This is a genomic window from Pseudarthrobacter sp. 1C304 (assembly GCF_052245515.1).
In the GTDB taxonomy this organism is placed as follows: domain Bacteria; phylum Actinomycetota; class Actinomycetes; order Actinomycetales; family Micrococcaceae; genus Arthrobacter.
This window is the reverse complement of record NZ_JBQQCH010000001.1, coordinates 589,542-614,296: the sequence shown is the minus strand read 5'-3', so window position 1 is coordinate 614,296 and position 24,755 is coordinate 589,542. Positions and strand designations below refer to the sequence as shown.

At 68.6% G+C, this 24,755-nt stretch carries 24 protein-coding genes and 3 tRNA genes; 6 read left to right on the top strand and 21 right to left on the bottom strand.

Going from position 1 to position 24,755, the window contains the following annotated elements:
- Positions 1 to 63: 63 nt before the first annotated feature.
- Positions 64 to 870, top strand: coding sequence for an exodeoxyribonuclease III (locus ACTWQD_RS02935; protein WP_443194692.1), 807 nt, complete (start codon positions 64 to 66; stop codon positions 868 to 870).
- Between the two features lie 28 nt (positions 871 to 898).
- Positions 899 to 1,846, top strand: a complete 948-nt coding sequence (locus tag ACTWQD_RS02930; RefSeq protein WP_443194691.1) for a hypothetical protein — start codon at positions 899 to 901, stop codon at positions 1,844 to 1,846.
- 22 nt (positions 1,847 to 1,868) lie between these two features.
- Here ACTWQD_RS02930 and ACTWQD_RS02925 read toward each other — a convergent pair whose 3' ends face one another.
- From ACTWQD_RS02925 to ACTWQD_RS02845, 17 genes are all read right to left on the bottom strand, one after another.
- Positions 1,869 to 2,987 carry a LacI family DNA-binding transcriptional regulator gene (locus ACTWQD_RS02925; RefSeq protein WP_443194690.1) on the bottom strand — a complete coding sequence of 373 codons (1,119 nt, stop codon included), beginning with the start codon at positions 2,985 to 2,987 and terminating at the stop codon, positions 1,869 to 1,871.
- 94 nt (positions 2,988 to 3,081) lie between these two features.
- The gene (locus ACTWQD_RS02920) at positions 3,082 to 3,333 is read right to left on the bottom strand and encodes a hypothetical protein (RefSeq protein ID WP_443194689.1); all 252 of its coding nucleotides are present in this window, start codon (positions 3,331 to 3,333) and stop codon (positions 3,082 to 3,084) included.
- Between the two features lie 10 nt (positions 3,334 to 3,343).
- Positions 3,344 to 4,231: a carbohydrate ABC transporter permease gene (locus ACTWQD_RS02915; protein WP_443194688.1), complete on the bottom strand. Its 888-nt coding sequence runs from the start codon at positions 4,229 to 4,231 to the stop codon at positions 3,344 to 3,346.
- The gene (locus ACTWQD_RS02910; RefSeq protein ID WP_443194687.1) at positions 4,228 to 5,265 is read right to left on the bottom strand and encodes a carbohydrate ABC transporter permease; all 1,038 of its coding nucleotides are present in this window, start codon (positions 5,263 to 5,265) and stop codon (positions 4,228 to 4,230) included. Before ACTWQD_RS02910 ends, ACTWQD_RS02915 begins: the two co-directional genes overlap by 4 nt.
- A gap of 7 nt (positions 5,266 to 5,272) precedes the next feature.
- Positions 5,273 to 6,553 (bottom strand): ABC transporter substrate-binding protein, encoded by a 1,281-nt coding sequence (locus tag ACTWQD_RS02905; protein ID WP_443194686.1) that lies wholly within the window; start codon positions 6,551 to 6,553, stop codon positions 5,273 to 5,275.
- A 232-nt stretch (positions 6,554 to 6,785) separates the two neighbouring features.
- A complete protein-coding gene (locus ACTWQD_RS02900; protein ID WP_443194685.1) occupies positions 6,786 to 7,397 on the bottom strand; it encodes a hypothetical protein in 612 nt (203 codons plus the stop codon).
- Positions 7,394 to 7,957 carry a DUF6286 domain-containing protein gene (locus ACTWQD_RS02895; RefSeq protein ID WP_443194684.1) on the bottom strand — a complete coding sequence of 188 codons (564 nt, stop codon included), beginning with the start codon at positions 7,955 to 7,957 and terminating at the stop codon, positions 7,394 to 7,396. The genes ACTWQD_RS02900 and ACTWQD_RS02895 overlap by 4 nt, the downstream gene beginning before the upstream one ends.
- 146 nt (positions 7,958 to 8,103) lie before the next feature.
- The gene (locus ACTWQD_RS02890) at positions 8,104 to 8,484 is read right to left on the bottom strand and encodes a hypothetical protein (protein WP_443194683.1); all 381 of its coding nucleotides are present in this window, start codon (positions 8,482 to 8,484) and stop codon (positions 8,104 to 8,106) included.
- Positions 8,481 to 8,672 (bottom strand): hypothetical protein, encoded by a 192-nt coding sequence (locus tag ACTWQD_RS02885; RefSeq protein WP_443194682.1) that lies wholly within the window; start codon positions 8,670 to 8,672, stop codon positions 8,481 to 8,483. The genes ACTWQD_RS02890 and ACTWQD_RS02885 overlap by 4 nt, the downstream gene beginning before the upstream one ends.
- The gene (locus ACTWQD_RS02880; protein WP_443194681.1) at positions 8,669 to 9,127 is read right to left on the bottom strand and encodes an Asp23/Gls24 family envelope stress response protein; all 459 of its coding nucleotides are present in this window, start codon (positions 9,125 to 9,127) and stop codon (positions 8,669 to 8,671) included. The genes ACTWQD_RS02885 and ACTWQD_RS02880 overlap by 4 nt, the downstream gene beginning before the upstream one ends.
- An 88-nt stretch (positions 9,128 to 9,215) precedes the next feature.
- On the bottom strand, positions 9,216 to 11,129 hold the full coding sequence (locus tag ACTWQD_RS02875) for a glycoside hydrolase family 32 protein (protein ID WP_443194911.1): 1,914 nt from the start codon (positions 11,127 to 11,129) through the stop codon (positions 9,216 to 9,218).
- Between the two features lie 195 nt (positions 11,130 to 11,324).
- Complete coding sequence (locus ACTWQD_RS02870; protein ID WP_443194680.1) at positions 11,325 to 12,911, bottom strand: glycoside hydrolase family 68 protein; 1,587 nt, start codon at positions 12,909 to 12,911, stop codon at positions 11,325 to 11,327.
- Between the two features lie 748 nt (positions 12,912 to 13,659).
- Positions 13,660 to 13,735, bottom strand: a tRNA-Phe gene (locus ACTWQD_RS02865).
- A 48-nt stretch (positions 13,736 to 13,783) separates the two neighbouring features.
- Positions 13,784 to 13,857, bottom strand: a tRNA-Asp gene (locus ACTWQD_RS02860).
- Positions 13,858 to 13,961: 104 nt separating this feature from the next.
- A tRNA-Glu gene (locus ACTWQD_RS02855) sits at positions 13,962 to 14,034 on the bottom strand.
- 154 nt (positions 14,035 to 14,188) lie between these two features.
- The gene (locus ACTWQD_RS02850) at positions 14,189 to 14,821 is read right to left on the bottom strand and encodes an FMN-binding negative transcriptional regulator (RefSeq protein ID WP_443194679.1); all 633 of its coding nucleotides are present in this window, start codon (positions 14,819 to 14,821) and stop codon (positions 14,189 to 14,191) included.
- Positions 14,822 to 14,864: 43 nt separating this feature from the next.
- Positions 14,865 to 15,467: a LysE/ArgO family amino acid transporter gene (locus tag ACTWQD_RS02845; RefSeq protein WP_443194678.1), complete on the bottom strand. Its 603-nt coding sequence runs from the start codon at positions 15,465 to 15,467 to the stop codon at positions 14,865 to 14,867.
- Between the two features lie 69 nt (positions 15,468 to 15,536).
- On the opposite strand from ACTWQD_RS02845, the gene ACTWQD_RS02840 reads away from it, so the two are divergent.
- The 4 genes from ACTWQD_RS02840 to ACTWQD_RS02825 all read left to right on the top strand — a co-directional run bounded on the left by ACTWQD_RS02840 (position 15,537) and on the right by ACTWQD_RS02825 (position 18,847).
- Positions 15,537 to 16,418, top strand: coding sequence for an ArgP/LysG family DNA-binding transcriptional regulator (locus ACTWQD_RS02840; RefSeq protein WP_443194677.1), 882 nt, complete (start codon positions 15,537 to 15,539; stop codon positions 16,416 to 16,418).
- A 98-nt stretch (positions 16,419 to 16,516) separates the two neighbouring features.
- Positions 16,517 to 17,437, top strand: a complete 921-nt coding sequence (locus tag ACTWQD_RS02835) for a DMT family transporter (RefSeq protein ID WP_443194676.1) — start codon at positions 16,517 to 16,519, stop codon at positions 17,435 to 17,437.
- Between the two features lie 20 nt (positions 17,438 to 17,457).
- Entirely contained in the window at positions 17,458 to 17,904 is a 447-nt protein-coding gene (locus tag ACTWQD_RS02830) for a metallopeptidase family protein (RefSeq protein WP_443194675.1), read from the top strand.
- A gap of 10 nt (positions 17,905 to 17,914) precedes the next feature.
- Positions 17,915 to 18,847 carry a cation diffusion facilitator family transporter gene (locus tag ACTWQD_RS02825; protein ID WP_443194674.1) on the top strand — a complete coding sequence of 311 codons (933 nt, stop codon included), beginning with the start codon at positions 17,915 to 17,917 and terminating at the stop codon, positions 18,845 to 18,847.
- A gap of 24 nt (positions 18,848 to 18,871) precedes the next feature.
- On the opposite strand, the gene ACTWQD_RS02820 is transcribed toward ACTWQD_RS02825, so the two are convergent.
- From ACTWQD_RS02820 to ACTWQD_RS02805, 4 genes are all read right to left on the bottom strand, one after another.
- Positions 18,872 to 19,621, bottom strand: coding sequence for an ABC transporter permease (locus ACTWQD_RS02820; protein ID WP_443194910.1), 750 nt, complete (start codon positions 19,619 to 19,621; stop codon positions 18,872 to 18,874).
- Positions 19,622 to 19,784: 163 nt separating this feature from the next.
- Positions 19,785 to 20,819: an ABC transporter ATP-binding protein gene (locus ACTWQD_RS02815; RefSeq protein WP_443194673.1), complete on the bottom strand. Its 1,035-nt coding sequence runs from the start codon at positions 20,817 to 20,819 to the stop codon at positions 19,785 to 19,787.
- 18 nt (positions 20,820 to 20,837) lie between these two features.
- Positions 20,838 to 21,926 carry a LolA family protein gene (locus ACTWQD_RS02810; RefSeq protein ID WP_443194672.1) on the bottom strand — a complete coding sequence of 363 codons (1,089 nt, stop codon included), beginning with the start codon at positions 21,924 to 21,926 and terminating at the stop codon, positions 20,838 to 20,840.
- Positions 21,927 to 21,951: 25 nt separating this feature from the next.
- Complete coding sequence (locus ACTWQD_RS02805; protein WP_443194671.1) at positions 21,952 to 24,744, bottom strand: PEP/pyruvate-binding domain-containing protein; 2,793 nt, start codon at positions 24,742 to 24,744, stop codon at positions 21,952 to 21,954.
- Positions 24,745 to 24,755: the final 11 nt, after the last annotated feature.

The following is a 24,755-nucleotide window of genomic DNA, read 5'->3' as shown; positions in this document are numbered from 1 at the left end:
AATTCCAGAGGTGGCGGCCGGGCGCAGCTTCGCCGCGAAGCCAAGTTCGGTAAGTTAGGGACTGTGAAGATAGCTACCTGGAATGTGAATTCGCTCCGTGCCCGTGCCGACCGCGTGGAAGCCTGGCTTCAGCGCACCGACTGCGATGTCCTGGCCATCCAGGAGACCAAGTGCAAGGACGACAACTTCCCCTGGGAGCTGTTCGAGAACATGGGCTACGAAGTGGCGCACTTCGGTCTGTCCCAGTGGAACGGGGTGGCGATCGCCTCCCGGGTGGGGCTCGACGACGTCGAACGCACCTTCCTGGACCAGCCCGTCTTCGGCAAGAACGGCAAGGATGCCGTGCAGGAGGCCCGCGCCATCGGCGCCACGTGCGGCGGTGTCAGGGTCTGGAGCCTCTATGTCCCCAACGGCCGGGCCCTCGACGATGAGCATATGCCGTACAAGATCAGCTGGCTGGACACGCTGCGGACCCACGCCGAGGGCTGGATCAAGGAGGACCCGCAGGCGCAGGTCGCCCTGATGGGGGACTGGAACATCGCCCCGCAGGACGACGACGTCTGGGACATTGACTACTTCCGGGCCAACGCCCTCACCCACGTCAGCGAACCCGAGCGGGCGGCCTTCCACGCGTTCGAAGACGCCGGTTTCCAGGACGTGGTCCGCCCGCACACCCCGGGCCCCGGCGTCTACACCTACTGGGACTACACGCAGCTCCGCTTCCCGAAAAAGGAGGGGATGCGGATCGACTTCATCCTCGCCTCCCCCGCCCTGGCCGCCCGGGTTACCGGCGCCTCGATCGACCGCGAGGAACGCAAGGGCAAGGGCGCCTCGGACCACGCCCCGGTCATCGCAGAGCTGAGTGACTGATGACCGCCCAGGGAAGCGACGGAACGCCATGACGGGAAACCTTTACCGCGGACAGGCGGGACTGCCGTTCTCCTCCGCCCTCCGGATCTACGAACCCCTGGCGGCGTTCCCGGAGGACCAGCAGCAGGGCCTGCGGGCCGCGGGCGCCCGGAGCGCTTCCCGCGCCGCCGTCGAAAACGCCGAACTCCTGGCCTCCCTGGGCCGCATCACCCGCCCGGGCGGGGACCCGTTCCCCACCGGGGCAACGGACCTGGTGCGCGTCCTTGCGGCGCCGCACCCGGCGGCTCCCGCGGCCGACGGCGGCACCCCCTCACCATCCCCCTCCCCCGACCTCCCCTCCCCCGACGGCGGCGCTTCCGCGCCCGCCGCAGCACAGGCGGACAACCTGCTGTACTGCCCCAGCCAGCTGGTGCTCCGGGCCGGGCTGGCCGCCAACGCCCTCATGGAGGGCATCCACGGACCCCTGGCGCAGCTGCTGATACCGGAGGAACAGCGCGACAGGCACCAGGAACGCATCGACGAAGTGCGGGCGCACGCCGGGCTGGGCCGGGTGCACACCCGGGCATCCACCTGGGGCATCCCGTTCAGCTGGTTCTGCCTGTTCCAGGAAGCGGACCCCACGGACGTGGTGGAAGCCGACGGCCACATCGTCACCGTCCGGATCCGCGCGGCCATCGGCGACGCCCTGGAACGGGTCCGCTACGCGGTGGCCCATCTGGCCCTCGCCGCGCCGGACCTGGACATGCTGGAGGACCTGACGCAGCTCACCGAATGGCTGGAGCTCTTCCACCCGGGCTCGGTGGTGGAACTGGACTACGGCGCCGTGGCGGACAAGGTCTACCCGGATGACTCGCCCATGGACGTGCGGCTGGGCATTGAGTGCCTGGCCGAAGGTGACATGACGGGCGCGGCCGCCGCGTACCGCCGGCTGGCGTCCCGCTGGATCCCGATCCGGCAGCTGGCGCGCGCGTCCTGACCGTGGGATCCGGGCCCGGGGCTTAGGCCGGCTGCCGGCCGCCCGGTTCCCCGGCGACGGAGTTGGAGCGATCACTGTGTGAGGCGCTGTCCCTGCGCGGCGGCGCCGTGGTGGTCCGGACAATCAGCTGGTGCGGGGCCACTGTGGACCGCACTGACCCGGCAACGCCGTCCAGCTCGTCCAGCAGCATCTTGGTGCCAAGTTCGGCCTGCTCATCGGGCCGCTGCCGGACCGTGGTGAGGCCCATGGCCTCGGAAAAGTCGTGGTCGTCGATCCCGATGACGGAGAGGTCCCCGGGAACGCTCACTCCGGCCCGGGTGGCCTCGAAGATGACGCCCATGGCCATTTCGTCGGAGGCGCAGAAGATTGCGGTGGGTTTGGGGCCGGGCCGGTTCCAGAGCCGGCGGAAGGCATCCTGGCCGCTGCGGACGGTGAAGTCCCCCCACTCATCCCATTCCTCCCGGACGGCCAGGCCTGCTTCGGCCATCACCTCCTGGAAGGCCCTGATCCGGACCCGGGGGACATCGAAGTTGAGGTCGGTTTCGTCGTCGCCGTGCAGGAGGGCGATCTCCGTGTGCCCGAGGCCGATCAGGTGCCGCACGGCCGTCGCGGCGGCCCCGTAGTCGTCGATCCCGATGTAGGGGCATTCCTCGACGTGCCCGCCGACCACCACCAGCGGGATGTCGATCTTCTGGAGGTGTTCGATTTCCTCGTGCGTCAGCGCCATACAGAGGACCAGCAGGGCGTCGATCTGCTTGTAGACCATGGTCTTGCTGAAGAGCCGCTCGCGGTGGCTGCCGTGGCCGCCCAGATTGAAGAGCGAGAGGTTGTACTGCCGGGCGTGGAGTTCCCGGTCCGCGCCCTCGATGGCTTTGGAGAAAAACCAGCGGCTGACAAACGGGGCCAGCACCCCGATCGTTTTGGTGCGGCCGGTGGCCAGCCCGGACGCCGAGGAGGACGCGACGTAGCCCAGGGCCTCGGCGATGCCCAGGATTTTTTCCCGGGTGGCCGGCGAAACCCTGGGCAGGCCGCGGACGGCGCGGGACACGGTGGCGGTGGACACTCCGGCGGCGAGGGCTACGTCCTCGATGCTGACGCCGGAATGGCCTCCGCGTTGCGCCCTGTCTGTTGTTTTTGCCACCGTGTCCCCTTGTCGACTGTCTGCCCGTTCAAGCAACGCGGGGTCACTTCCCGCCCATAAATCCCCTCGGAATGGGCGTTATGTGACCCCGCATTCATTTGCGCCGGGTTGCCGTCCTTTCGGGGAGGCGGCGGCGCAGCCGGATCAGGCCGTAGAGGGCCAGCACCATGGCCAGCAGCCCCAGCGCCCAGCCGAGGGCCGGCTGGCCGGTCACCTCCATCCAGACGGTGACCACGAACAGGACCATCGCCCAGAAGCCGAGGAGCCCGATGATGATATCGAAGTCCTCGCCCGAGCGGACACGGCGGTGTTCGCTCCGGACGAGGCCTCGCTGTGGTGTGTTCATTGCGCTGCCGTCACTTCACGGCGCCGGCCGTGAGGCCCGCGACGATCTTCCGCTGGAAGACCAGCACCAGGATGACCAGCGGAATCGTAACGATGGTCCCGGCGGCCATGATGGCCGTGTACGGAATCTGTTGCGGCTGGGCCCCGGCGAAGTTGGCAATGGCCACCGTCACCGGCTGGGTTGCGTCGTTCGAGAGCTGGCTGGCGATCAGGAACTCATTCCAGGAGGAGATGAACGCGAGGATCGCCGTCGTGAAGATGGCCGGTGCCGCCAGCGGCATGATCACCTTGCGGAACGCCTGCCCCTGGGTGCAGCCGTCCACGCGGGCTGCCTCCTCCAGCTCCCACGGCATTTCCCTGAAGAACGACGTCATGGTGTAGACCGTCAGCGGGAGCACAAAGGAGATGTTCGGAATGATCAGCGCCTGGTAGGTGCCGATCCAGCCGATGTTCGTGAACAGCTGGAACAGCGGCGTGATCAGGGCGACGCCCGGGAACATGGACGCGCCCAGGATGAAGCCCAGCACCAGGTACTTGAACCGGAAGTTCAGGCGGGCCAGGGCATAAGCCGCAAACACGCCGAGCACCAGCGAAATCAGTGTGACTGTGACGCCGATGAACACACTGTTCAGGAGTGCCTGGCCGAACCTGTTGCCGAACGACGTGTCGAACGCCGTGATGAAGTTGTCCAGCGTTACGTGGGTGGGCAGGAGCGACGTGTCGTAGGTGTAGCCCACGTCGCGGAACGCCGTGACCACCATCCAGTACGCCGGGGCGAGGCACCAGATCAGGATGACGGCGGCGCTGACGTACGTGCGGACGCTCGCCCATTTCTCCCGGTTCTGGGCGGCTTTCCGGCCCTGGTCCTGCTTGGCCCGGAGTTCGGTCGCGGCGGTCATTTCTTCCCCTTACCTGCGCCGGTTTGCTGCTCCACGACGTTCGCTCCGAGGAAGCGGACGAAGATGAAGGCCACAATGAAGATGATGATGAATGTGATGGTGGACAGCGCGGCGGCCGAGTTGAAGCCTTGCCTGATCTGGTTGACCACCAGGATGGACAACGTGGTGGTGTTGTTGGAGCCCTCCGTCAGGATGTACGGGAGGTCGAACATGCGCAGCGCGTCGAGGGTACGGAACAGGATCGCAACCATCAGCGCCGGCTTCACCAGCGGCAGGGTGATCATCCGGAACCGCTGCCAGGCGGAGGCGCCGTCCACCTTGGCCGCCTCGTAGACCTCGGCGGGGATCATCTGCAGGCCGGCCAGGATCAGCAGCGCCATAAACGGCGTCGTTTTCCAGGTATCGGCGATGATCACGGCCCACCGGGCCGGGATCTCGCTGCCCGTCCAGAGGATGGTGGTGTTGAAGAGCTTGTTGCCGATGCCCTCAAAGGCGAAGATGAACAGCCACAGCTGGGCCGTGACGGCGGTGGGAATGGCCCACGGCACCAGCACGGCCGCGCGGACCAGGCTGCGGCCGCGGAAGGTGCGGGCCATGATGATGGCCATCCAGAAGCCGAGGATCGTCTCCAGAGTCACCGTGACGATGGTGAAGTAGAACGTGGTTCCCGTGGCGGACCAGAACTGGGAACCGAGGGTGCCAGGCGGGCAGGCCACGGTTCCTCCGCCCGGGGCGGCGCACTGCTGGAAGATCCAGTTGGTGTAGTTGGAGAACCCGGCCGGACCGCCCGCGGTGAACAGCCCGGTGACGGGGTCGAGGCCGGCGTCCTTCTGGAAAGACATCACAATAGCGCTGATGATCGGGTAGACGATCACGATCGCCAGCGCCACGATGGTCGGCGCAAGGAGCCACGATGCCCACTTGCCCTGGCTCGCTATCGCGTTGTCCTCCCCCACGCCCTTGGGGCCGTGGTGGATCGGGGTACCGCCCGACGCCGGTCCTTTGACCGGCGTCGGGCCCAATTCGGTTGCCATGGTGGGGCTACTGTCCGGCGCTAGCGGACTCGATGGACGCCTGCATGTCGGACAGCGCGGCATCCACGGACTTCTCGCCCTTGATGGCCGAGTAGGCATTTTCCTGGATGGCCTTGGTGACCGCCGGGTAGAACGGGGTTACCGGACGCGGCACGGCATTCTCGATGGAGGTCTTCAGCACCGGCAGGTACGGCAGCTTGGCCACGAGCTCCTGATCGTCGTACAGCGCGCCGAGGACCGGGGCCAGGGAGCCCTGGGTGGCGTAGAACTTCTGGGTTTCTTCGGAGGTGAGGAACTTCAGGAAGTCCAGGGCGGTGGCCTTGTTCTTGGAGTAGACGCTCATGCCGGCGCTGTGTCCGCCGAGGGTCGAGGCGCCGGGGCCGTCCTTGCCGGGCAAAGCGGTCATGCCCAGGACGTCCTTGACCTTGGACGAGCCTTCCGTCACGGCCAGGTTGTAGACGTACGGCCAGTTGCGGTGGAAGAGGAGCTTGCCGTCCTGGAAAGCCTGCCGGCCCTGTTCCTCCTGGAAGGTGATGGCTTCCTTGGGGATGCTGCCGTCGGCGTAGGCCGCGGCCAGATTCTCAAGGCCTTCCTTGGCTTCGGGGGTGTTCAGGTTCGGCTTGCCCTCGGCATCCAGCACCGCGCCGCCGGCGGAGTTGATGGCCTCGGAGGTGTTGACCGTCAGGCCTTCGTACTTGGCGTACTGGCCGGCGAAGCAACCGATGCCGTTCTGCTCGGCCACGGTGCACATGCCCATCATTTCGTCCCAGGTCTTGGGCGCCGTGGGGACCAGGTCCTTGCGGTAGTAGAGGATGCCGCCGTCGGAGTTCTGCGGGGCCGCGTACAGCGTGCCCTTGTAGGAGGCACTCTCTACCGTCGGCTTCAGCATCGCGGAGGTGTCCAGCGCCATCTTGTCCTTGAGCGGCTGGAGCCAGCCCTTGGCGGCGAACTCGGCAGTCCACACGACGTCGACGCTGACGACGTCGTAGTTGGCGTTCTTGGCCTGGAAGTTCTGGACCAGGTCATCGTGCTGCTGGTCGGCCTGGTCGGTCTGCTCCTTGAACGTCACCTGCTCGTCCGGGTGGGCTGCATTCCACTTCTCGATCAGGGGCCGGACCACGTTGCTGTTGTCCTTGCCCTGGACGTAGGTGATGGGACCGCGGCCGTCGAGGCCCTGCTCGGCGTCGGAGCTGGCGGTGGTGCCGCCCCCTCCGCCGCCGCAGGCGGAGAGAGTCAGGGCCAAGACGCCTGCTGTGGCGACGGGAAGTAGGAACTTCGGTGTTTTCATACTGGGGGCTCCTCGCTGAGTACCGGACGAAAAACGGCGGTGCGTTGTGTGGTGCCCCTCACAGTAATCAACAGGCGGTGAGGAATGCAAGCGTTTACATCGAACCTTTACGGAAAGGAGACCCTTGCCCCGGGCGCATTTTTGTGCCCTGATCCGCGGCGATTCGGGCCCGGCGCGCCGTTCTGCGCACCTTGCCGGGCAGTAGAAAATATTGCCGGAAGCTCACAACGGATCAGCGAACCCGCTCCACCCGCCCGAACCTCGAGCGCGCACCGGAGGCGATGTGGATGAGCACCGGGGTGCGCTTGCCGAGCGCGACGTCGAGCGCCTCCACCAGGAGCGAGACCTCTTCGGCGAGCCGGTGCGGGGCCACGCCCTGGCGGGGCTGGATCCGGATTTTCAGGGCCGGTTCGCCGCGGAATGTGTAGGTGGCAACCGTGGTCCCGGCCAGGTCGGGACGGTCCGCCAGGGCGGCCCGGATCGCCTGCTCGGCTACGCCGCTGCCGATCCTGACATTGCCGGGCACGCCGCCAGGGTCCTCCTCGGAGACCAGCAGGCTGGTCCGCCCCTTGCCCTGCTGGGCAACCCAGGCCACCATGGCCCCCACCACAAGAAGCAGTATCAGGACCACCACGATCCAGAGCCAGCTTTCCGGACGCCCCGGGAAGCGCGTGCGCTCAAACAGGTCCTGCCAGAGGCTCCAGACGCCGGCGGCCCAGGTGTTCCACCAGACGCCGGCTGCCGGCACAGTCGCGAGAACGATGAGCAGCAGCCCGATGGCGAGGAGCTTGGCGCCGAGGACGCCGATCAGGAGGCGGTTGAGGATTCTGGGGGTGCCGTTCATGCGCCGATCACCCCTGACGGGGCCACGGTGATCCGCACGTCCGGGGCCGGGTGCAGGCCCATGTCCCGGAGTTCACTCTCGACGGCGGCGCGGACGGCATCCGGTTTCAGCGGCACCCCCGAGGTGGGACGGACACTGACATCGACGTGCTGCCGGGACACCGTCACCATGACCTGTTCCTGGCTCACGTTCACAGCCACGCGTGCCCGGCGCGCCAACGCGGAGGCGATGACTTCGTCGTCCACCACCACGGCGGCCCGGGGGTCCCGCAGGACATGGCGGGCACGCCGCCCGGGGAGCACCGCGTACAGGAAAAAGTACAGGCCGGCCATGGCCAGCACCGCGCCCAGGGCACCCAGCAGGAGCGGTGGGACGCCGCCGGGGAGGGCCACCAGCTGTTCCGCCGCGGTCTCCGGATCCACGAGCCAGGGCGGCTGGCCGAAGGCACGGACGGCGGTTTCCAGGAGGGCATATCCGCACAGCGCCGCCACCAGGACAGCGGCGATGATGGAGGGCACTGCCCGGGAGGAATGGGTTTCACGGCGGAGGATGTCGTCCATGCGGGGGTCTGCCGCCGCCTGCGGCGCCGCAGTGTCAGTGGCTGCAGGGCTAGTGGCTGCAGGGCTAGTGGCTGCAGCGCCGGGGGCGGCACTCGGAGGTGGCGGGACGTTGCTGCCGGGGATGGCGCCGTGTTCGGAGTTGTGCCTCAATGGACGCGCGCCCCTTCCTTCATGCTGGCCCCGCCGATCCGGATGTCCACCCGGCTAAGCCGGGCGCCGCTCAGCTGCGTCACGCGCTCCAGGATTTCGGCCTTGGCGGCCACGGCCCGGTCCCAGATGGAACCGCCGAAGCCTGCGACCCGTCCGGCGCCGCGCAGCACTGTGGCCAGCGGGGGGACGGTAATGGGGGCGACGACGGACAGAGCCAGCAGCCCGTCGTCGTCGGACCAGTCAGCCCGGACGTCGTGCGGCGCGACACCGAGGGCTTCCGCCGCGGCAGCCCTGGCCACGCTGGTGAGCGCCTGGGTGCTGATCCGGTTGTGTCCGGACATCGGGGCGGCGCGGGCGGCGCCGGCGTGGCCGCTCATGAGGAGGAACGCCGGCCCGTGAGGGCGTCGAGCACGCTGCGCAGGTCCAGTTTCCCTTCCGCGGCGCGGCCCAGGAGGGCACCGATTCCCATGAACAGCAGGGCGCCGAGGAAACCCCAGACGCCGAACTGGAAGGACATAAATGCCACAAAGGCGCCGGCGGCGATGCCCACCACGGTCAGACTCACTGGATTGCCTCTCTCGCGGGCCGGGTCTCGGCCGGGGTGCCGGGCTTCGCCGGGCCGGGCACGTAGACGTCGTTGATCTCGATGTTGACTTCGATGACCTGAAGCCCGACGAGTTCCTCGACTGCTGCGTAGACGGCGGCGCGGATCTGGTCTGCCAGTGCGTGCAGGGGTGTGCCGTACAGCGCCACCAGGTCGATGTCCACGGCCACCTGGGTTTCCCCGACCTCGGCGCGGACACCGGCGGCGTGGTCGGTGCTCCCCACCGCGTCACGGAAGGCGCCGAGCGCACGGGACGGGCCCGAGCCGAGGGAGTACACGCCGGGGACGGAGCGGGCGGCGATACCCGCAACCTTCGCGACGGCGGTTTCGGAAATGACGGTGCGTCCGCTGCCTGGCTGCGGCTCGGCCAGGCCGGGTACCGCGGCCGCTGCGGGCTGAGGATCCGGGTATTCCATGAGGCACTCCCCCTTCTGTTTGAGACCACCCTAATACCTGCCGGCGGCAAGATGGCCGGTGGGACCGGAATGCCCAGGCGCATTCCGGTCAGCGCGTCGAGGCCAGCTGCCTGTAACTGAACGATTTAAGCGTCAGGGACCCCCCTGACGTGGCGGCGTTGAGGGCCGGCGCACCTCCGGTCGGAAAAACAAGGGACGTCATGGTCTTCTCCCCACCATTGATGAAAACCTCGACGGAGGAATAGTCGACGAATATCGCCAAGTCCACTTTCCCCTCCCGCGGCGGGCTGGCGGTGCGCCGCGTTTCCCGGTAACCAGGGTGCAGGTCGGCGATGCCGGTGGCGGCCGCGTCCGTGTCCCGGGACAGAAAAGCCGATTCACTCGCGAAGTCGTATCCCACCGTCGCGAACGTTCCATGCTCGCCACCGAGCTCGATCCTGGCTTCAGACCCGTCGTCGTCCGCCGCCCGTTCGAGCGTCACGTCAAGCCGGTAGGCCCCGCCCGGCGGGGCCGGAAGCTCCCCCGCGCCGTCCGGCGTCATCCGGCGTTCCCCGACCATGGCCCCGGGTCCTTCTATGGACGCCATGGCAGGGGTGGGGCTGGACACCAGGGCCGGCTTTCCGGTGACTGTCTTCAGCCTGATGTCGCGCACCATGGAGTCTGCACCGCCGTGCCAGTCCTCTGTGGGCAGTTGACGGGCGTACGACCAGTTGTTCATCCACCCGAGGGCGTGCCGGGAGGACATCCGCTGGCTCTCGGTGAGCCGCGGATCATCCCATGTCACGGCGGCGTAAAAGTCCGAGCCGGCGTCGAGCCATTGGTGTTCCGGATCATCGGCGGTGAAGCGGGAGCCGTCCCACGAGCCCGTCCAGTAGGCGACACCCGTGGTGAATCCCTCCTCGCTTCCGTTGGCGCTGGCAGCCAGCACCCACGTCCGCTTGGATGGATCGCCGTCGAGGTCCAGCTGGAAGAGGTCCGGGCATTCCAGGGTGCCCAGACCGGCAAGTTCGAGGCCGGATGAGTAGTGCCACTCTTTGAGGTCTGTTGAGGTGTACATGCCGATTTTTTCGCCCTCGGCCAGTGCCATCACCCATTGGCCGTGGGCTTCGTCGCGGATGATTTTGGGATCCCGCCAGTCCGGTTGTCCGGGGTTTTCCATGACGGGGTTCTTCTCATACCCGGTGAACGAGTAGCCGTTGTCGGTGGAGTAGAACAGGGACTGCCGCTGGATGCCCTGGTCCTGTTGCGTCATGACCGCGATGACGGCGCCCTTGCCAAAGCCGGCCGAGTTGTTATGGTCCACCACGGCGCTTCCGGTCTCGATGTCGCCCAGGCCGTTTTTGTACTTGGCGATCGCTACCCCTTCGTCTTTCCAGTGCACCAGGTCCGTGCTAGTCAGGTGGTACCACTCGGTGCCGTTTTCCTCCGGATACCCCGCGTTGTAGAGGTAGTAGTAGTGCCACACCCCGTCCAGCAGGATCGGACGCTGCGGATCGTTCATCCAGTTCTTAGCGGGGGTGATGTGATAGCCGGGCCGGTACCCGGAGGCTCCCTCGGGCCGGTCGAAAGCCAGAGCCGACGCCGGCGTCTGCCGGGGCACGCCAAGATCCGAGAGCATGGATGCCACTGCTTCGGAAGTTATGCAGTCCGGGCGCGTGACGTCGCCGTCGCCGGCACGGACCACCCGGTCCTCCACGCTGGACCTGAGCTCGACGCCGTCGCCAACCCGTGCGGCCGCGACCCACCCGCCGGCACATTCGATGCTCCGCAGGTCCGCAACCCCTTCGGCCCGGATCGGATGCGTCAGCTTCTCGAGTGTGCGGTCACCGCCGCTGAGCCAATACGAGCCGTAACTGCCCTGGGATGCCATGGCCGCGGTTTGGGCGTCGGCGATGCCCCGAAGCGCCTGTTCGGCGAGGCCGCGGCCCGGACGGGAACCGACCGTCGTCGAAACCAGCACCACCGCGACAAGGGCTGCAGCGGCCGCTGCAGCCACAACCATCCAGATGGTGCGGGGGCCCGGCGTTCCGGACGGAAACTTTTTCGCGGTATCTCGTCTCACGATTCAACATTCCTGGTTCTGGGCACGCGACGCCGGAAGGTCCGGCGGGCTTTGAGGGCCGGCCGGACCCGGAGGGGGAGGCATCCGGTTTCCCGGGCGCCTCCCCCTGTTACTGCGTCATTGATGCACTGCCTGTTAGTGGCCCACGCCGCCGAAGGTGACATTGGTGGGCAGGTAGCCGAACGGGCCGAGGCCGTTCTGGCCGAAGGTGCGGTCAACCGCTGAAACCCCGTCGCGGAAGTTGATCTTCACGGTGGGCGAGAGTGAACCGCCGCGGACGCCATTGACGTTGTCAATGAAGGACTGCACCAGGCCGCCGGGCTGCACGTAGTGCGAGTAGGCCTGGAACTGCCGGCCGTTCTGGTTGGGGGTGGGGGCCTCCGGGGACTCGGACGGAAGGTTGAGGTCCGTCGGCGAGCCGAGGGCCAGGCCGCTGTTGTTCATCGGCTGGTAGTCGGAGCGGACCCCGTCCCCGACGAAGCCGTAGACACCGTCCGGGCCGCGCATGCCGGCCGCGTAGGTGAACTGGTGGCTGATGGTGAACAGGTAGTACTTGTTCTTGCCACCCTCGTTTTGGATGAAGATCTGCGGGCGTTCGGTCTGGTCATTGACGCAGTTTGCCGACAGCAGGGGCGGGAGGAAGGACCACTTGGTGAGGTCCTTGTTGTCCGCCACGGCCAGGCCCACGTTGGCCGTCTGGAAGTAGGCGCCGCTGCTGTTGACAGTGTCCACGTCCTCGGCGTTGGGATCGCCGGGCCGGTAGCCCAGGTCCTCCTGCTTGCACTCATACTCTCCGCGCGTTCCGCCAGTGTTGCCCTCGAAGACCATGAACGTCTTGCCGGGGTGTGCCGGGTCCGCGAACGTGTACGGGTCGCGGAAGGCGAAGCCCGGGTTTTGGGCCTTGCTCTGGTACATCTTTCCGTCCGGTTCCAGCAGCTTGGTGTGCTGGAAGCCGTCGAACGTGACGCCGTTCCGGTCCGCGTGGATCTTGCCCAGGGCCTTCGCGATGGCTGCATCCGGGGCGATTCCGCCGCCGCCGGCGTTCCGCTCGGCCACATCGTAGAAAGTGGTGGCCGTGTAGAAGACGTTGACCTGGTTGCCCTGCATCAGGCGGGTGGAACCGGACCATTCAGTGTTGCCGATCGAGGCTCCGTCAGCGAAGACGTGGCCGCCGTAGTTCCATTTGTCCTTGGCCGGGTCGGCGTCCGTTTTGCGGAAGAAGTAGCCGATCCGGGCGTTCCAGTGCCGCTGGTCGAAGCCGTAGCCGGCGTCCCGGTCGGCGACCAGGGAGAAGATGACGTCCCAGCCCTTGTAGCTGATCTGGTTCGCGTTTTCGTCGGTGAGGGACCAGGTGTCCCAGACCCAGACGTCCTCATTCATGGTGGGGAAATCTTCCGGGATTTCCGGCATGGTGACGTTCGGGCTCATCGAGTTCTCACCAGGGGTGACCGTGGGGTCACTCTGCGCCATGATCTGCTTGGCGTCGGCGCGGGTCCACTTGGATGTGAAGTCCGACGCCGGATCGTACGCCTGCTGGCTGTGTTGGGTGGGAAGCGGGAAGCCGGGAGTCGGTGCCGGCATCTGCGTTGCCGGCGGATCCGAGGGTTCGTTGGCCTGGGCCGAGGGAGCGGCCAGAAACGCTGAGGCTACGATGGCGGCCGCCAGTGCCGCGGCGGCAGGGCGCCACCGCGACATCAGGGGTGTTGTGGGGTGCTTGTGCATGCTTGCTTCTCTCACGGAGTAATGACGAGGCGTGATTGACGGGCGTGTGCCGTCAATCCCCGAACTCCGACAATCCCGACAACACCTCAGGCGTCATCGAGGACGCCGTTGTGTCGAGGGGCGGGGCTTCGGTAGAGCCCCGGCTGGCGATTCGGAAAGGACTCGCTTTCCGGTGCCGGTTTCCACGCTATGTAAGCCAAAGCCTGCTTATCAAACTGGTGCGGGAAGGCCTGGTAGCCGATTTTCGCCGGCAGCGCGTAAGCGTTTACATTGTCCAATCCGCGCGCGTGGCACAGGACGAATCGCACGTCAAATGTCCCCCAAAAAATCGGATTTAGTGTGAAATGTCACCCGCGGGCGGCGGCGCCAGCGGAGGCACCGGCGTCTGGATGGCAGGGCGAGCCGGTCCTGGTGGTTGACCCGTGACCGCCTTCGGATGGCTTGCCGTCTCCTGGACCGTCTCCGCCGGGTAGGAATCTTGTTCACCCAGCTGCACAGCGATTTAAACAGGCTCGATGTCGCGGCCCCGGGAACACCGCACACCCACCGGCTGAGACCGCCGTCGAGCGTCCCCATGGACCAGAGCGAACGGCACCGCGGCCGCCGCAGAAGAAGGTCTCTGGAGCCCCGCAGGCTGGGCAGGACGCACCTGACACGCCCGGGGTTTACACACGTTTTGTCCTATAACCCTCACATCGGGGGTTAAAAGAAGAAAAGCACCAGTTCATAATGAACTGATGCTTCCCAGTGGTGGCTCCGACCGGCGTCGATCCGGTGACCTTTCGATTTTCAGTCGAACGCTCTACCAACTGAGCTACAGAGCCTAGGTGACTTGTCACCTTGAGAGCCGGAATTTCTTCTGGCAATCAGAGCGACCCTGACGGGACTTGAACCCGCGACCTCCGCCGTGACAGGGCGGCGCGCTAACCAACTGCGCTACAGGGCCTTGCGTTTACTGCTGTTTTCTTGCTTCTTACCGTATCGCTACCGCAATTTTTCAAGGCCTTTAGCCTACCAGACTTTTACATCCGCTTTGACCAGTTCCTTGCGTACCCCCAACGGGATTCGAACCCGTGCCGCCGCCGTGAAAGGGCGGTGTCCTAGGCCGCTAGACGATGGGGGCCAGGACGCCGTCCGGCTGAACAGGGCAAAAATTCAGGGCCGAAGCCTTTCGTTTTTGTCCTTTCGGGTTCCTCCGAACTGGACTATAAAACTATAAGGGCACACCCCGGAATATCCAAAATCAGCCGGCCGGGCGTCCTGCCGGGGCGCAGTGCCTAGGATTTCCGGTCCGGGCGGGCCCGCTCCACATCGTCGGCCGCATCCTGCTCGCCCCTGGCCCGCAACCCCGCGATCACGCCGTCAATGTCGGCCTCGGGCCGGTTCTGGCTGAGCTTCCGCTTCGCCTCGACGCGCGTGATGACAAGTTCGACGCCGACAATCGCCCGGAGCTGCCCGGCAATGTAGCGGGCGGGCGCGTCGTCCACCGCCCAGGGACGGTCCGAGGCTGCTTCGTGCTGCGCGGTCAGCCGCCGCACCAGGCCGTCGACCCACTCCGGGTCGTCGTGGATGACCAGCCGGCCGTAGGCGTGCGCGGTGGTGTAGTTCCAGGTGGGCACCACGCGGCCGTGATCGGCCTTGCTGGGGTACCAGTTCGGGGAGATGTACGCATCGGATCGCTGGATGATGGCGAGGGCCTCGCCCTGCGCAGGCACCTGCCATTGCTCATTGTTGCGGGCAAAATGGCCCAGCAGGGCTCCGTGCTCCCCCACCGCCGGATCGTAGACGAACGGCAGCAAGGTGGCGAGGAGCCCGCGCTCCGTGGACGTCACCAGGTTGGCGGCGCCGGCGTTCGCCAGCAAATCCCTGACGACGTCGTGGTCCGCGGCGAAGTGTTGGGGGACGTACATGGCGGTTCCTTTGTCGAGAAGTTTCACGGGCGCGCTGTCTGCCTCAGGCTACGAGCATGACAGCGAGGGTGACCATCACCAAGGCGATGCCGCCGTCGAGCACCCGCCAGCTGCCGGGCCGGGCGAACCACGGGGCAAGGTACCGGGCGCCGGCGCCGAGCGCGGAGAACCAGGCGATGCTGCCAAGGCCCGCTCCGGCCGCAAACCACCACCGTCCGTCCGCGCCGTGGGCGCCGGCCAGGGACCCCAGGAGCAGCACGGTGTCCAGATACACGTGGGGGTTCAGCCAGGTTAGGGCCAAGCAGGTGCCGAGGGCGGCGGCCCACGACCCCCGGCGGCCCTCCACGGTGAGGGCCGTCTGGCCGCCCCGGACGGCCCGCATGGCCGCCATCAGGCCGTAGGCCAGGAGGAAGGCGGCTCCGGCCCAGCGCACCACCTCCAGGACGGCGGGCGCCCGTTCAATCAGGACGCCCACCCCGGCCACCCCCAGCACAATCAGCACCAGGTCCGACAGGGCGCAGACGGCCACCACCAGCAGCACGTGCGAGCGCTGGACGCCCTGGCGGAGCACAAAGGCGTTCTGCGCACCGATGGCGATGATGAGGGAGAGCCCGCTGGCCAGCCCCGAAGCGAGGGAGTAGATCACGCTTCCAACGGTAGGGGCCGCGCCAACATGAAACCAGTTAATAATTCTTCGACAACATAAGATTGGCTAATGATTGACATCCAGCCGGAGCAGGCCCGCACACTGGCCGCCATCGTGGCGCACGGCAGCTTCGAGGCCGCCGCCAGCCACCTGCGGGTCACGGCGTCGGCGGTGAGCCAGCGCGTCCGCGCCCTCGAAGCTACCGTCGGGCGGCCGGTCCTGAAGCGCACCCGCCCCGTCGAACTCACCTCATCCGGCCAGGCGGTGGTGCGCTTCGCGCGGCAGCTGGACATGCTCTCCGCCGACCTGGCCGAAGAGCTGCAGCCCGGAGCGCAGCCTGCCAGCGTGCGCCTGGCCCTCGTGATCAACAGCGATTCCCTGCACACGTGGGCGCTGCCCGGCCTCGCCGCCGTGGCGGGCAAGGTCCAGCTGGAGATCCTGCGCGAGGACCAGGACTATTCACTCGAGCTCCTCCGCAACGGCGCCGCCGCCGCGGCCATCACCACCACCGCCAAGGCGGCCCCGGGCTGTACGTCCCGGCGGCTGGGCGTGATGCGCTACCTGCCGGTCTGCACTCCGGAGCTCGCCGACCGGTGGTTTACGGGCGGGGCGACGGCGGCTGTGCTCGCCGACGCCCCCGTCATCATCTTCGACCGCAAGGACGACCTGCAGGACCGCTACCTGCGAAGCGTCAGCCGGGCTGCGCTCCACCCGCCGCGGCACTATATCCCGGCCGCCCACGAGTTCGGCGAGGCGATCCGGTGGGGCATGGGCTGGGGGCTGCTCCCCGAGATCGAGGTGCGGGAGGAACTGAAGCGCCGCACCCTGGTCTCCCTGGACCCGGCCGCCCACGTGGACGTCCCGCTCCACTGGCAGCAGTGGCGGCATGGATCGGCCGCCCTCGACGAAGTGGCCGCGGCCATCCAGGCCGCCGCCCGCCCTCTTTTGTGAACGGCCGGGACACTGCCGCACACCGGCTGGCAGGAACTCGTGCAGACGTGACCGATTTCCGCCAGTCCCCGGGCCCCGGCACGGGCTACATTGGCAGCATGGCAACAACCGCCCAGACAGGCTCCCCGCACCTCCGCCCGGCCCGGATCAGCAAACTCGGCATCGCCGCCGTCGTGGCCACCGTGGTGTTGTGGGCGTCCGCCTTTGTGGGCATCCGGGCCGTGGGCCCCAGCTTCTCCCCGGGCTCCCTGACGCTGGGCCGGCTGGCGATTGCCGCCGTCGTACTGGGCCTGGTGGTGCTGCCACAGCTGCTGCGGAAGGGCAGCAGCCTCCCGCGGGGCCGCGAGTGGTGGCCCATCCTGGCCTACGGCGTTATGTGGTTCGGCGGTTACAACGTGGCCCTGAACGCCGCCGAGCACCTGCTCGACGCCGGCACGGCGGCCCTGCTGATCAACGTCAACCCGATCCTGGTCGCCATCATGGCCGGATTGATCCTCAAGGAGGGCTTCCCGCGCTGGCTGATCATCGGCAGCCTGGTCGCGTTCGGCGGGGTGGCAGTGATCGCGCTCGGTTCCGGGCAGCGGTCGACGGCGGACGTGACGGGCGTGCTGCTCTGCCTGCTGGCGGCAGCCCTCGCCGCGGTCAGCGTGATCGTGCAGAAGCCCGTCCTGCGGAAACTGCCCGCGGCCCAGGCCACCTGGTTTGGAATCCTGGTGGGCGCGGTCTGCTGCCTGCCCTTCAGCGGCCAGTTGGCCGCCGAGCTGCAGGCGGCCCCGCTGCCGGCGACGCTGGGACTCGTATACCTCGGCATTTTCCCCACGGCCATAGCCTTCACCACCTGGGCCTATGCGCTGTCCCTGATCGACGCCGGCCGGCTCGCCGCCACCACGTACCTCGTGCCGGGCACCACCATCCTGATCTCCTGGCTGGTGCTGGGCGAGATCCCCACCGTCTGGGGCCTGGTGGGCGGTGCCATCTGCCTCGTGGGGGTGGGCCTGACCCGGCGCCGGTCCCGCTGATTCGGCACTAAAGTTCAGGTATGCCCGCTTTCCTGCCGCCAGGCCTCCCCATCGTCCCGGACGAACCTGACGACGGCCCGGACGACGGCGGCCACGGCCCGTTCCCGATGTCCGAGACCGACTTCGAAGCCGCAGTCAACGACGCCCTGGACCGGATCCCCCCGGAGCTCGCAAAAACCATGAACAACGTGGCCATCTTCATCGAGGACGACTACACCCCGCAGCCCGGCGAGGACCCGGACACGGTGCTGCTGGGCCTCTATGAAGGGGTGCCGCTCACCGAAAGGGATTCGTGGTGGGACGCCGGGTCCCTGCCGGACCGCATCACCATCTACCGGCAGCCCATCCTGGACATCTGCGCATCGCGGGAGGACGTGATCGAGGAAGTCACCATCACGGTGGTCCACGAAATCGCGCACCACTTCGGCATCAGCGACCACCGCCTGCACGAGCTCGGCTGGGGCTAGCCTTGTAGGCATGGGACACAACCACAGCCACGCGCACGGCCTCGGCGCCCCCGGCACAGCCACGGCGAAGCACCGGAAGCGCCTGGTGGCCGTCCTGGCCATCACCCTCGGCGTCGTTCTGATCCAGGTGGTCGGCGCGCTGGTGTCGGGGTCCCTGGCCCTGCTGGCCGACGCCGGGCACATGCTCTCCGACGCGGCCGGCGTCTCCATCGCCCTCCTGGCCGCCTGGATCGCGTCCCGGCCGGCAAGTGACCAGCGCACGTACGGCTACCAGCGCGCCGAGGTGCTGGCCGCCATGGCGAACGCCCTGGTGCTGATCGTCATCTCCGTGGTGATTTTCACCGAGGCCATCCGCCGGCTGGGTTCCACACCCGAGGTGCAGACCGACGTGATGCTCTACGCGGCCGTCCTGGGCGCGGTCGCCAACCTCGTGTCCCTGCTGATCCTGCGCGGAGCCCAGAAGGAAAGCCTCAACGTCCGGGGCGCCTACCTTGAGGTCCTGGGCGACCTGCTGGGTTCCTTCGCGGTCATCGCCGCCGCGCTGGTCATCATGGTGACCGGATACCAGGCGGCGGACACCATCGCCTCGATCGTTATTGCGCTGATGATCCTGCCGCGCGCCTGGCACCTGCTCCGCGACGTGGTGGACGTGCTGCTCGAGGCAACCCCCAAGGGGGTGGACGTGCAGCTGATCCGCGAGCACATCCTGGCCGTGGACGGTGTGGTGTCCGTGCACGACATCCACATCTGGACCATCACCTCCGGCGTGCCGGTCTTTTCCGCCCACGTGGTCGTGGAGGACGCGGCCCTGGACGCCCGCGGCGCCGACCAGATCCTGGACAAGCTGGTCAGCTGCCTGGGCTCGCACTTCGACACCGAGCACTGCACGTTCCAGCTGGAGCCGGTGTCCCATGCGGAGCACGAGTCGCACCAGCACGCCTGATGTCCGGGAACGTGCCGGCCAGCCTCAGGACAGCACGTCCTTGGTGATGAAGCGGCCGTAGGCGAGCGCCCCGAACACGGCAACGTAGCCGCCCTGCAGCACCAGGTTGGTGAGGAAGGAATCCCAGGCGATCGGCTGCCGGAGCAGGTCCGCGAAGTCCAGCCAGTAATGGGTGAACAGCCACGGGTGCAGCCATTCCAGCTGCGGCAGGGCGTCAAGAACCTGGGACACAACCGACAGCACCACGGTCGCCGCCATCGCCCCCACCGGGACGTCCGTGAGGGTGGACATAAACAGGCCGATCGCCGACAGGCCCATCAGCGAGACCGCGAGGTAGGAGGCGATCAGGAGCAGCCGGAGCAGCGCCTCAGCCGCGCCGATCGAATCGCCGGACAGCAGGGTCACCGGCCCCACCGGAAAGAGAACCGCCCCGATCCCGGCACCCACCAGCGCCACCACAAGCGGGGCGGTGAGGGCGAATACCACCGCGCCGGCGTACTTGACCAGCAGCAGCCGGACCCGGCCCGCGGGTCCCACCAGCAGATACCGCAGCGTTCCCATCCCGGCTTCCCCGGCCACGGTGTCCCCCGCCACCACGCCTACGGTGAGCGGAAGGAACAGGGGAACGGAGACAAGCATCGCGGTCACGCCAACGAACAACCCGTTCTGGGAGATCCGGTCAAGGAACGCCGGGCCGCGGCCTGGCGGTACCGCGGAGGACACCCGGACGGCCACGGCGATCAGGATCGGAATGGCGGCGAGCGCACAGAGCATGGCCCAGGTCCGGCGTCGGCGGAACAGCACGCCCAGCTCGGACGCGAGCAGGCCGCGGCCCCACCGCCGTCCGGCGGGCCCGCCCGCCGGACAGTGCACGCGATTGCCGGCGGCGTCCCCCGGGACGGTGTCTCCGCCGGTCCGCTCCCGGGAGCCGGATTCCTTATTGGACAACGTCAAAGCCCTCCCCCGTCAGCGCCACGAACCGTTCCTCCAGGCTGACCTCTTCCAGGGCGAAGCCCCGGACCCGGACGCCTGCTGCCACCAGCGCGGCCACCACATTCTCCGGCGCCACTTGGCCGTTACCGGCCGCGGCGGGAAGCTGGGCATACACCACCTCACCGGCTCTGGTGATTGACCTCCCGGCAGCATCGGCGCCCGGCACCGCTCCCGGACCGGCTGCAGCCGTCCCGCCGCCGGCCGCGCCCAGGCCCAGCCGGGCCAGCACGTCGGCCGCGGCTCCCGGGTCCGGCGTCAGGACCCGGATCCTCGACTGCCCGTCCTGGCGCAGCCCTGAGAGGGTCCCCTGCGCCACCAGCCGGCCGGCACTCATGATGGCTGCGTGTGTGCAGATCTGTTCCACCTCCGCCAGCAGATGGCTCGAGACGAAGACGGTGGCGCCGTCGGCCGCGAGCGACCGGACCAGGCTGCGGACCTCCCGGGTGCCCTGCGGGTCCAGCCCGTTGGTGGGCTCGTCCAGGATCAGGAGATCGCGGGGCGCCAGCAGGGCGTTGGCAATGCCGAGCCGCTGCTTCATGCCCAGCGAATAGGCTTTGACCTTCTTATCCGCGGCGTGCGTCAGGCCTACCCGGTCCAGCGCCGACTGCACCCGCGCCTTCCGGGTGGCGGCGGAAGCCGCCGGATCCGCGGCGTCGAGGCGGTGCAGGTTGGCTGCGCCGGAGAGGAAGGGGTAGAACGCCGGCCCCTCGACCAGGGCGCCCACGCGGGGCAGGACACTGCGCAGCCGCCCGGGCATTTCCTCGCCCAGCAGCCGGACGGAGCCGCTGGTGGCGGTGGCGAGCCCCAGCATGACCCGGATGGTGGTGGTTTTGCCGGAGCCGTTGGGGCCCAGGAACCCGAAAACCGAGCCCTTGGGCACGGCCAGGTCCACACCGTCGACGGCGAGTTGGTGGCCGAAGCGCTTGCTCAGACCGGAGGTCTCGATGCTCAGTTCCGTCGCCGGCCCGGCGGCGGTCACCCGGCGGTCACCCTGCGCTCACTGCTGCGCTGCCGCGGCCTGGAGCCGCTCCAACGGCACGGAACCGGCGAGGATACGCCCGTCCTCCAGGATCAGCACGTTCACCAGCGACGTGGACACCAGCCGCCCGCCCGGGACGGCCACCGCGGCCTGGTCCAGGAGCGAGGCCGCACCGGACCGGGGTTCGTCAGCGGCTGGGGCCTTCATGGCCCCGGCCGGGAACTCGAGGACCGTTTCCCAGCCCGTTCCGGTGACAGTGGGCCGCTTGGCGGCCTTCGCCTGGGCAACGTCCGACGGCGGTGCGGCGGCGGCTTTGCGCTCCGGCAGCGGCACTTCCTCCACGGTGGCACCGGGCGGCGGGGTGAAGTCGAAGAGGGCGGCATCCGGGGCACCGAGGGTCAGGTTTGTGTATTCCACGCTGAACGCGGGCTCGGACTGCCCCCGCGCCCTCAGTTCAACGCCGAGCGGGAGCCCGCTTTCGCCGTCGACGGCGATGGCGACCGAATCCACCAGAGTGGTGCCGGACTTCGGGGTGAGCACCAGGTTGTAGGCTGCCCGGCCGGCCACCTGGGTGTCCGGACCCACAGCCACCTCAGTGCTGGAGTCGAGTTTGGCGAGGAGTTTGTCCGCCAGGTCGCCAGGGGTCGCGGTGGAGGGGCTGTCCTGGTGGCGGGCGGCCGCATCGGCGGGAAGCTGCATATGCGCGGCCGTGTTGTCCTTGGAGTTGTAGAACCAGAGCTCGTCGCCGTTCCGGACCGCGTTCCGCTCAGCCATCCGGTCCATGACCTGCACCCGGGCTTTATCCGGCCCGTCGAGGTAGACCCGTGCCGTGTGGGGGCCCGTCAGCAGCTCCAGCCAGGCGGCTTCCGGGGCGCCTGCGCCGGGGCCGGACGCCGGGAGTTCCGGCAGGCCCAGCGCGGAGGTTTGTGCCAGCGTGCCGGAAAGGGACTCCTCGCCGTGCTGGGCGAGCATCAGCAGGACCTGCTGCGGCGTCTTCTCCGGCAGCGGATCGCCCGCGCTTGCGGGCAGGGAACCGGACAGGACGCCGGCCGCGATCACGGCAGGCACCACCACGGCGGGCATCCAACGCAACCATTTGCGCGTCATCGCGACCGCGCTCCAACCTTGCAGCTCATGGTTCAACAGTACGCCTGGAAGTGCTCCTCTTCACCTCCTCGGCGGACATTGCCGGCACGACGGTGCCGGCGGCGCCGTCGACCGTGATGCGTTGGCCGGTGCTGATCAGGGTGGTGGCGTCCGGGACCCCGACCACCGCGGGAATCCCGTACTCCCGGGCGACCACCGCACCGTGCGAGTTGGGACCGCCCATTTCCATCACCAGTCCGCCGGCGGTGAGGAACAGCGGCGTCCAGCCCGGATCGGTGGAGGGCGCCACCAGGATCTCGCCGGGCTCCAGCCGCGCACCCCGGGGTTCGAGGATGACGCGGGCCGGGGCGGTGGCTGTGCCCGCCGACGCGGGTGCGCCCGTCAGCAGTCCAGGGGTTGCGGGCCCTGTCCCGGGGCGGGCGGCGTGCACCGCTTCGGGCTCGGTTCCGTCCGAGAGCAGCACCCGCGGAATGTGCCGCCGGCCCAGTTCCTGCGCGTAGTCGCCGCGGCGTTGCGCCACGAGGTGCTGCAGCGGAGTCCCGGTGAGGCCTTCCCGGGCCTCCGCCAGGTCCAGGAAGAAGACGTCGTCCGGCGCGCTGATGCTGCCGGCGGCGGCCAGTGCCGTCCCGACGACCAGCAGTTGGCCACGCACCGCGGCCAGGGCCTCGACGATGTGGTACTTCGGCAGTTCGCGCAGCCCGGCGAACAAACGGGTGCGCTTCAGTGCTGCCCGGACCAGCGCCGCGCGCAGCCTGCTCCGCTCCCCCGCGGCCCCGGCAAGCCGTTCCACCTGCGCCTCGGCTTCTTTGGCCGCCTTGGTGAACAGCCCGTCGGGGGCCTGGCCGGGGTCCTCGAGCCGGAGGTAGTTGGCGAGGACGCCGAGGATATGGGACGGGTCGTCGGACCACCGGGGCATCCCCACATCGATTTCGGCCACCGCACGGTGCCCGTACCTGCCCAGGAATCCGGCCAGCCCGGACTGTGCGACGGCGGGAAGCTTCCGGGCGCGGTACCGGCCGGCCAGCTCCGCCAGCACCCCGTCGTCGGGCCCTTCGCCGTCTGGCCCCGCCCCGTCGACAGCAGACCCGTCAAACAGCGCTGCCGCGGCGTCATCGGCCCGGATTGCCGATGCGAGCTGCCACAGCGCCAGGTCCATTTCGGTGGTCACATTGTGGGGCAGACCCCGCAGCACCGTCTGCAGCGAACCCGGGCCCGCGCCGGAGCCCAGCAGTTTGCCGGCTCCGGCCAGCAAGGCGAAGCCGAGGGCCGGCAGCGGGATGATGCTGGGGACCACGGCGAAGAGTTCCTTAGCCAGGATGCGCTCCACGTGGTCCAGCCGCTGCACCGGTGTGGACCCTGCCGGCACCGCCAGCGCCGCCCTGAACCGTTCGCCGAACTTCTCCACGCGGCGCAGCGCCGCCTCCGGCCGGACCAGGCCGCGGAGCAGTGTTTCCGGCACCCGGGCACGCGCGGCCACCGGCGCAACGTGGCGGAGCACCGGCCACGGGGACCGCACCGTGACAGACAGGCGGGGGTCCTCGAACAGGCGCCGCAGCACGGCCGCGGAACGGGCCTCCATCACGTCGAACACGCGCGGCACCACGGCCCGGCCGACGCTGCTGCGGACCACCGGGGTCAGGTCGAAGAAGATCCGCTGGCCCGCCTCCGCGTAGGGCGGCGGACCGTCGCGGGGCACCGGCACGTCGAAGTGCGCCGCCCGCGCCACGGACGAGGCAATCAGCCGGAAGCAGGCCAGCCCCATTGGGGTCAGCGGGCGGGTCAGGCCCTGGGCGAGGCTGAAGCAGAAGTAGGCCCGGGGTCCGTCCGGGACCCGGCGGCGGGAAGGCAGCGGGTACAGGGTGGTGATGGGCCGCGACTGCGTCAGCCACAGCGTTCCCCTGCCGTCGATGGCCCATTCGAGGTCCTGCGGCGCACCGAAATGCAGTTCCGCGCGGCGGCCGAGCAGCTCCAGCTCGGCGAGCTGGGCATCGTCGAGGCAGGGCCCCGGTCCGGCGCCCGGCACGCTGACCTGTTCGGTCCCGCCGCCGGGCCGCGGCCGGACGGCTACCCCCTTGCTCCCGATCCTGCGCTCCGTGACCTTGCCGGTGGCGCTGTCGACAACGAAGCGGTCCGGATTGACCGCCCCGGACACCACGGCCTCCCCGAGGCCCGGGCTGGCGTCGATGACGGCCTCGTGCCGCCGGCCGGTCACGGGATTAGCGGTGAACAGGACACCGGCCACAGCCGCGTCCACCATCCGCTGCACCACCACGGCAAGTGCCACCGCGGACGGCGCGATTCCGTGCGTGGCACGGTAGCTCACGGCACGGTCCGTCCAGAGCGAGGCCCAGCAGCGCCGCACCGCCTCCACTACGTCGTCGGCGCCGGCCACGTTGAGGAACGTGTCCTGCTGGCCGGCGAAACTGGCGAACGGCAGGTCTTCGGCGGTGGCGGACGACCGCACGGCGACGGGCGTGTCCGGTCCCAGCGCCGCACAGGCGGCACGGACGGCGTCGGCGATTCCCGCCGGGACGTCCGAGGCGAGGACCCGTTCGCGGGCGTCGGCGGCCAGCGCGGCGAGGCGCGGCAGGTCATCCGGCGCGGTCGCGGCCAGGGCGGCATGAACGGCGTCGAGCCCGGCGGCCGCTGTGGCCTGCCGGTACGCCCGGGTGGTCAGCACGAAACCGGCCGGAACCCGCAGGCCGGCCCGCATCAGCTCGCCGAGATTGGCTGCCTTGCCGCCGACGTCGGGAACGAGAGCGGCGCCAGCCAGCTCCAGGGCAAGCACCGGGCCTGGCTGGTGCGGCTGCTGTTCCACCCGTCGGCCCT

Bases quoted from the DNA above. Each gene is read 5' to 3' on its own strand.
- ACTWQD_RS02930 (WP_443194691.1), top strand. From the start codon at position 899: ATGACGGGAAACCTTTACCGCGGACAGGCGGGACTGCCGTTCTCCTCC.
- ACTWQD_RS02920 (WP_443194689.1), bottom strand. From the start codon at position 3,333: ATGAACACACCACAGCGAGGCCTCGTCCGGAGCGAACACCGCCGTGTC.
- ACTWQD_RS02915 (WP_443194688.1), bottom strand. From the start codon at position 4,231: ATGACCGCCGCGACCGAACTCCGGGCCAAGCAGGACCAGGGCCGGAAA.
- ACTWQD_RS02910 (WP_443194687.1), bottom strand. From the start codon at position 5,265: ATGGCAACCGAATTGGGCCCGACGCCGGTCAAAGGACCGGCGTCGGGC.
- ACTWQD_RS02905 (WP_443194686.1), bottom strand. From the start codon at position 6,553: ATGAAAACACCGAAGTTCCTACTTCCCGTCGCCACAGCAGGCGTCTTG.
- ACTWQD_RS02900 (WP_443194685.1), bottom strand. From the start codon at position 7,397: ATGAACGGCACCCCCAGAATCCTCAACCGCCTCCTGATCGGCGTCCTC.
- ACTWQD_RS02895 (WP_443194684.1), bottom strand. From the start codon at position 7,957: ATGGACGACATCCTCCGCCGTGAAACCCATTCCTCCCGGGCAGTGCCC.
- ACTWQD_RS02890 (WP_443194683.1), bottom strand. From the start codon at position 8,484: ATGAGCGGCCACGCCGGCGCCGCCCGCGCCGCCCCGATGTCCGGACAC.
- ACTWQD_RS02880 (WP_443194681.1), bottom strand. From the start codon at position 9,127: ATGGAATACCCGGATCCTCAGCCCGCAGCGGCCGCGGTACCCGGCCTG.
- ACTWQD_RS02875 (WP_443194911.1), bottom strand. From the start codon at position 11,129: ATGGTTGTGGCTGCAGCGGCCGCTGCAGCCCTTGTCGCGGTGGTGCTG.
- ACTWQD_RS02870 (WP_443194680.1), bottom strand. From the start codon at position 12,911: ATGCACAAGCACCCCACAACACCCCTGATGTCGCGGTGGCGCCCTGCC.
- ACTWQD_RS02850 (WP_443194679.1), bottom strand. From the start codon at position 14,821: ATGTACGTCCCCCAACACTTCGCCGCGGACCACGACGTCGTCAGGGAT.
- ACTWQD_RS02840 (WP_443194677.1), top strand. From the start codon at position 15,537: ATGATTGACATCCAGCCGGAGCAGGCCCGCACACTGGCCGCCATCGTG.
- ACTWQD_RS02835 (WP_443194676.1), top strand. From the start codon at position 16,517: ATGGCAACAACCGCCCAGACAGGCTCCCCGCACCTCCGCCCGGCCCGG.
- ACTWQD_RS02830 (WP_443194675.1), top strand. From the start codon at position 17,458: ATGCCCGCTTTCCTGCCGCCAGGCCTCCCCATCGTCCCGGACGAACCT.
- ACTWQD_RS02825 (WP_443194674.1), top strand. From the start codon at position 17,915: ATGGGACACAACCACAGCCACGCGCACGGCCTCGGCGCCCCCGGCACA.
- ACTWQD_RS02820 (WP_443194910.1), bottom strand. From the start codon at position 19,621: ATGCTCTGTGCGCTCGCCGCCATTCCGATCCTGATCGCCGTGGCCGTC.
- ACTWQD_RS02810 (WP_443194672.1), bottom strand. From the start codon at position 21,926: ATGACGCGCAAATGGTTGCGTTGGATGCCCGCCGTGGTGGTGCCTGCC.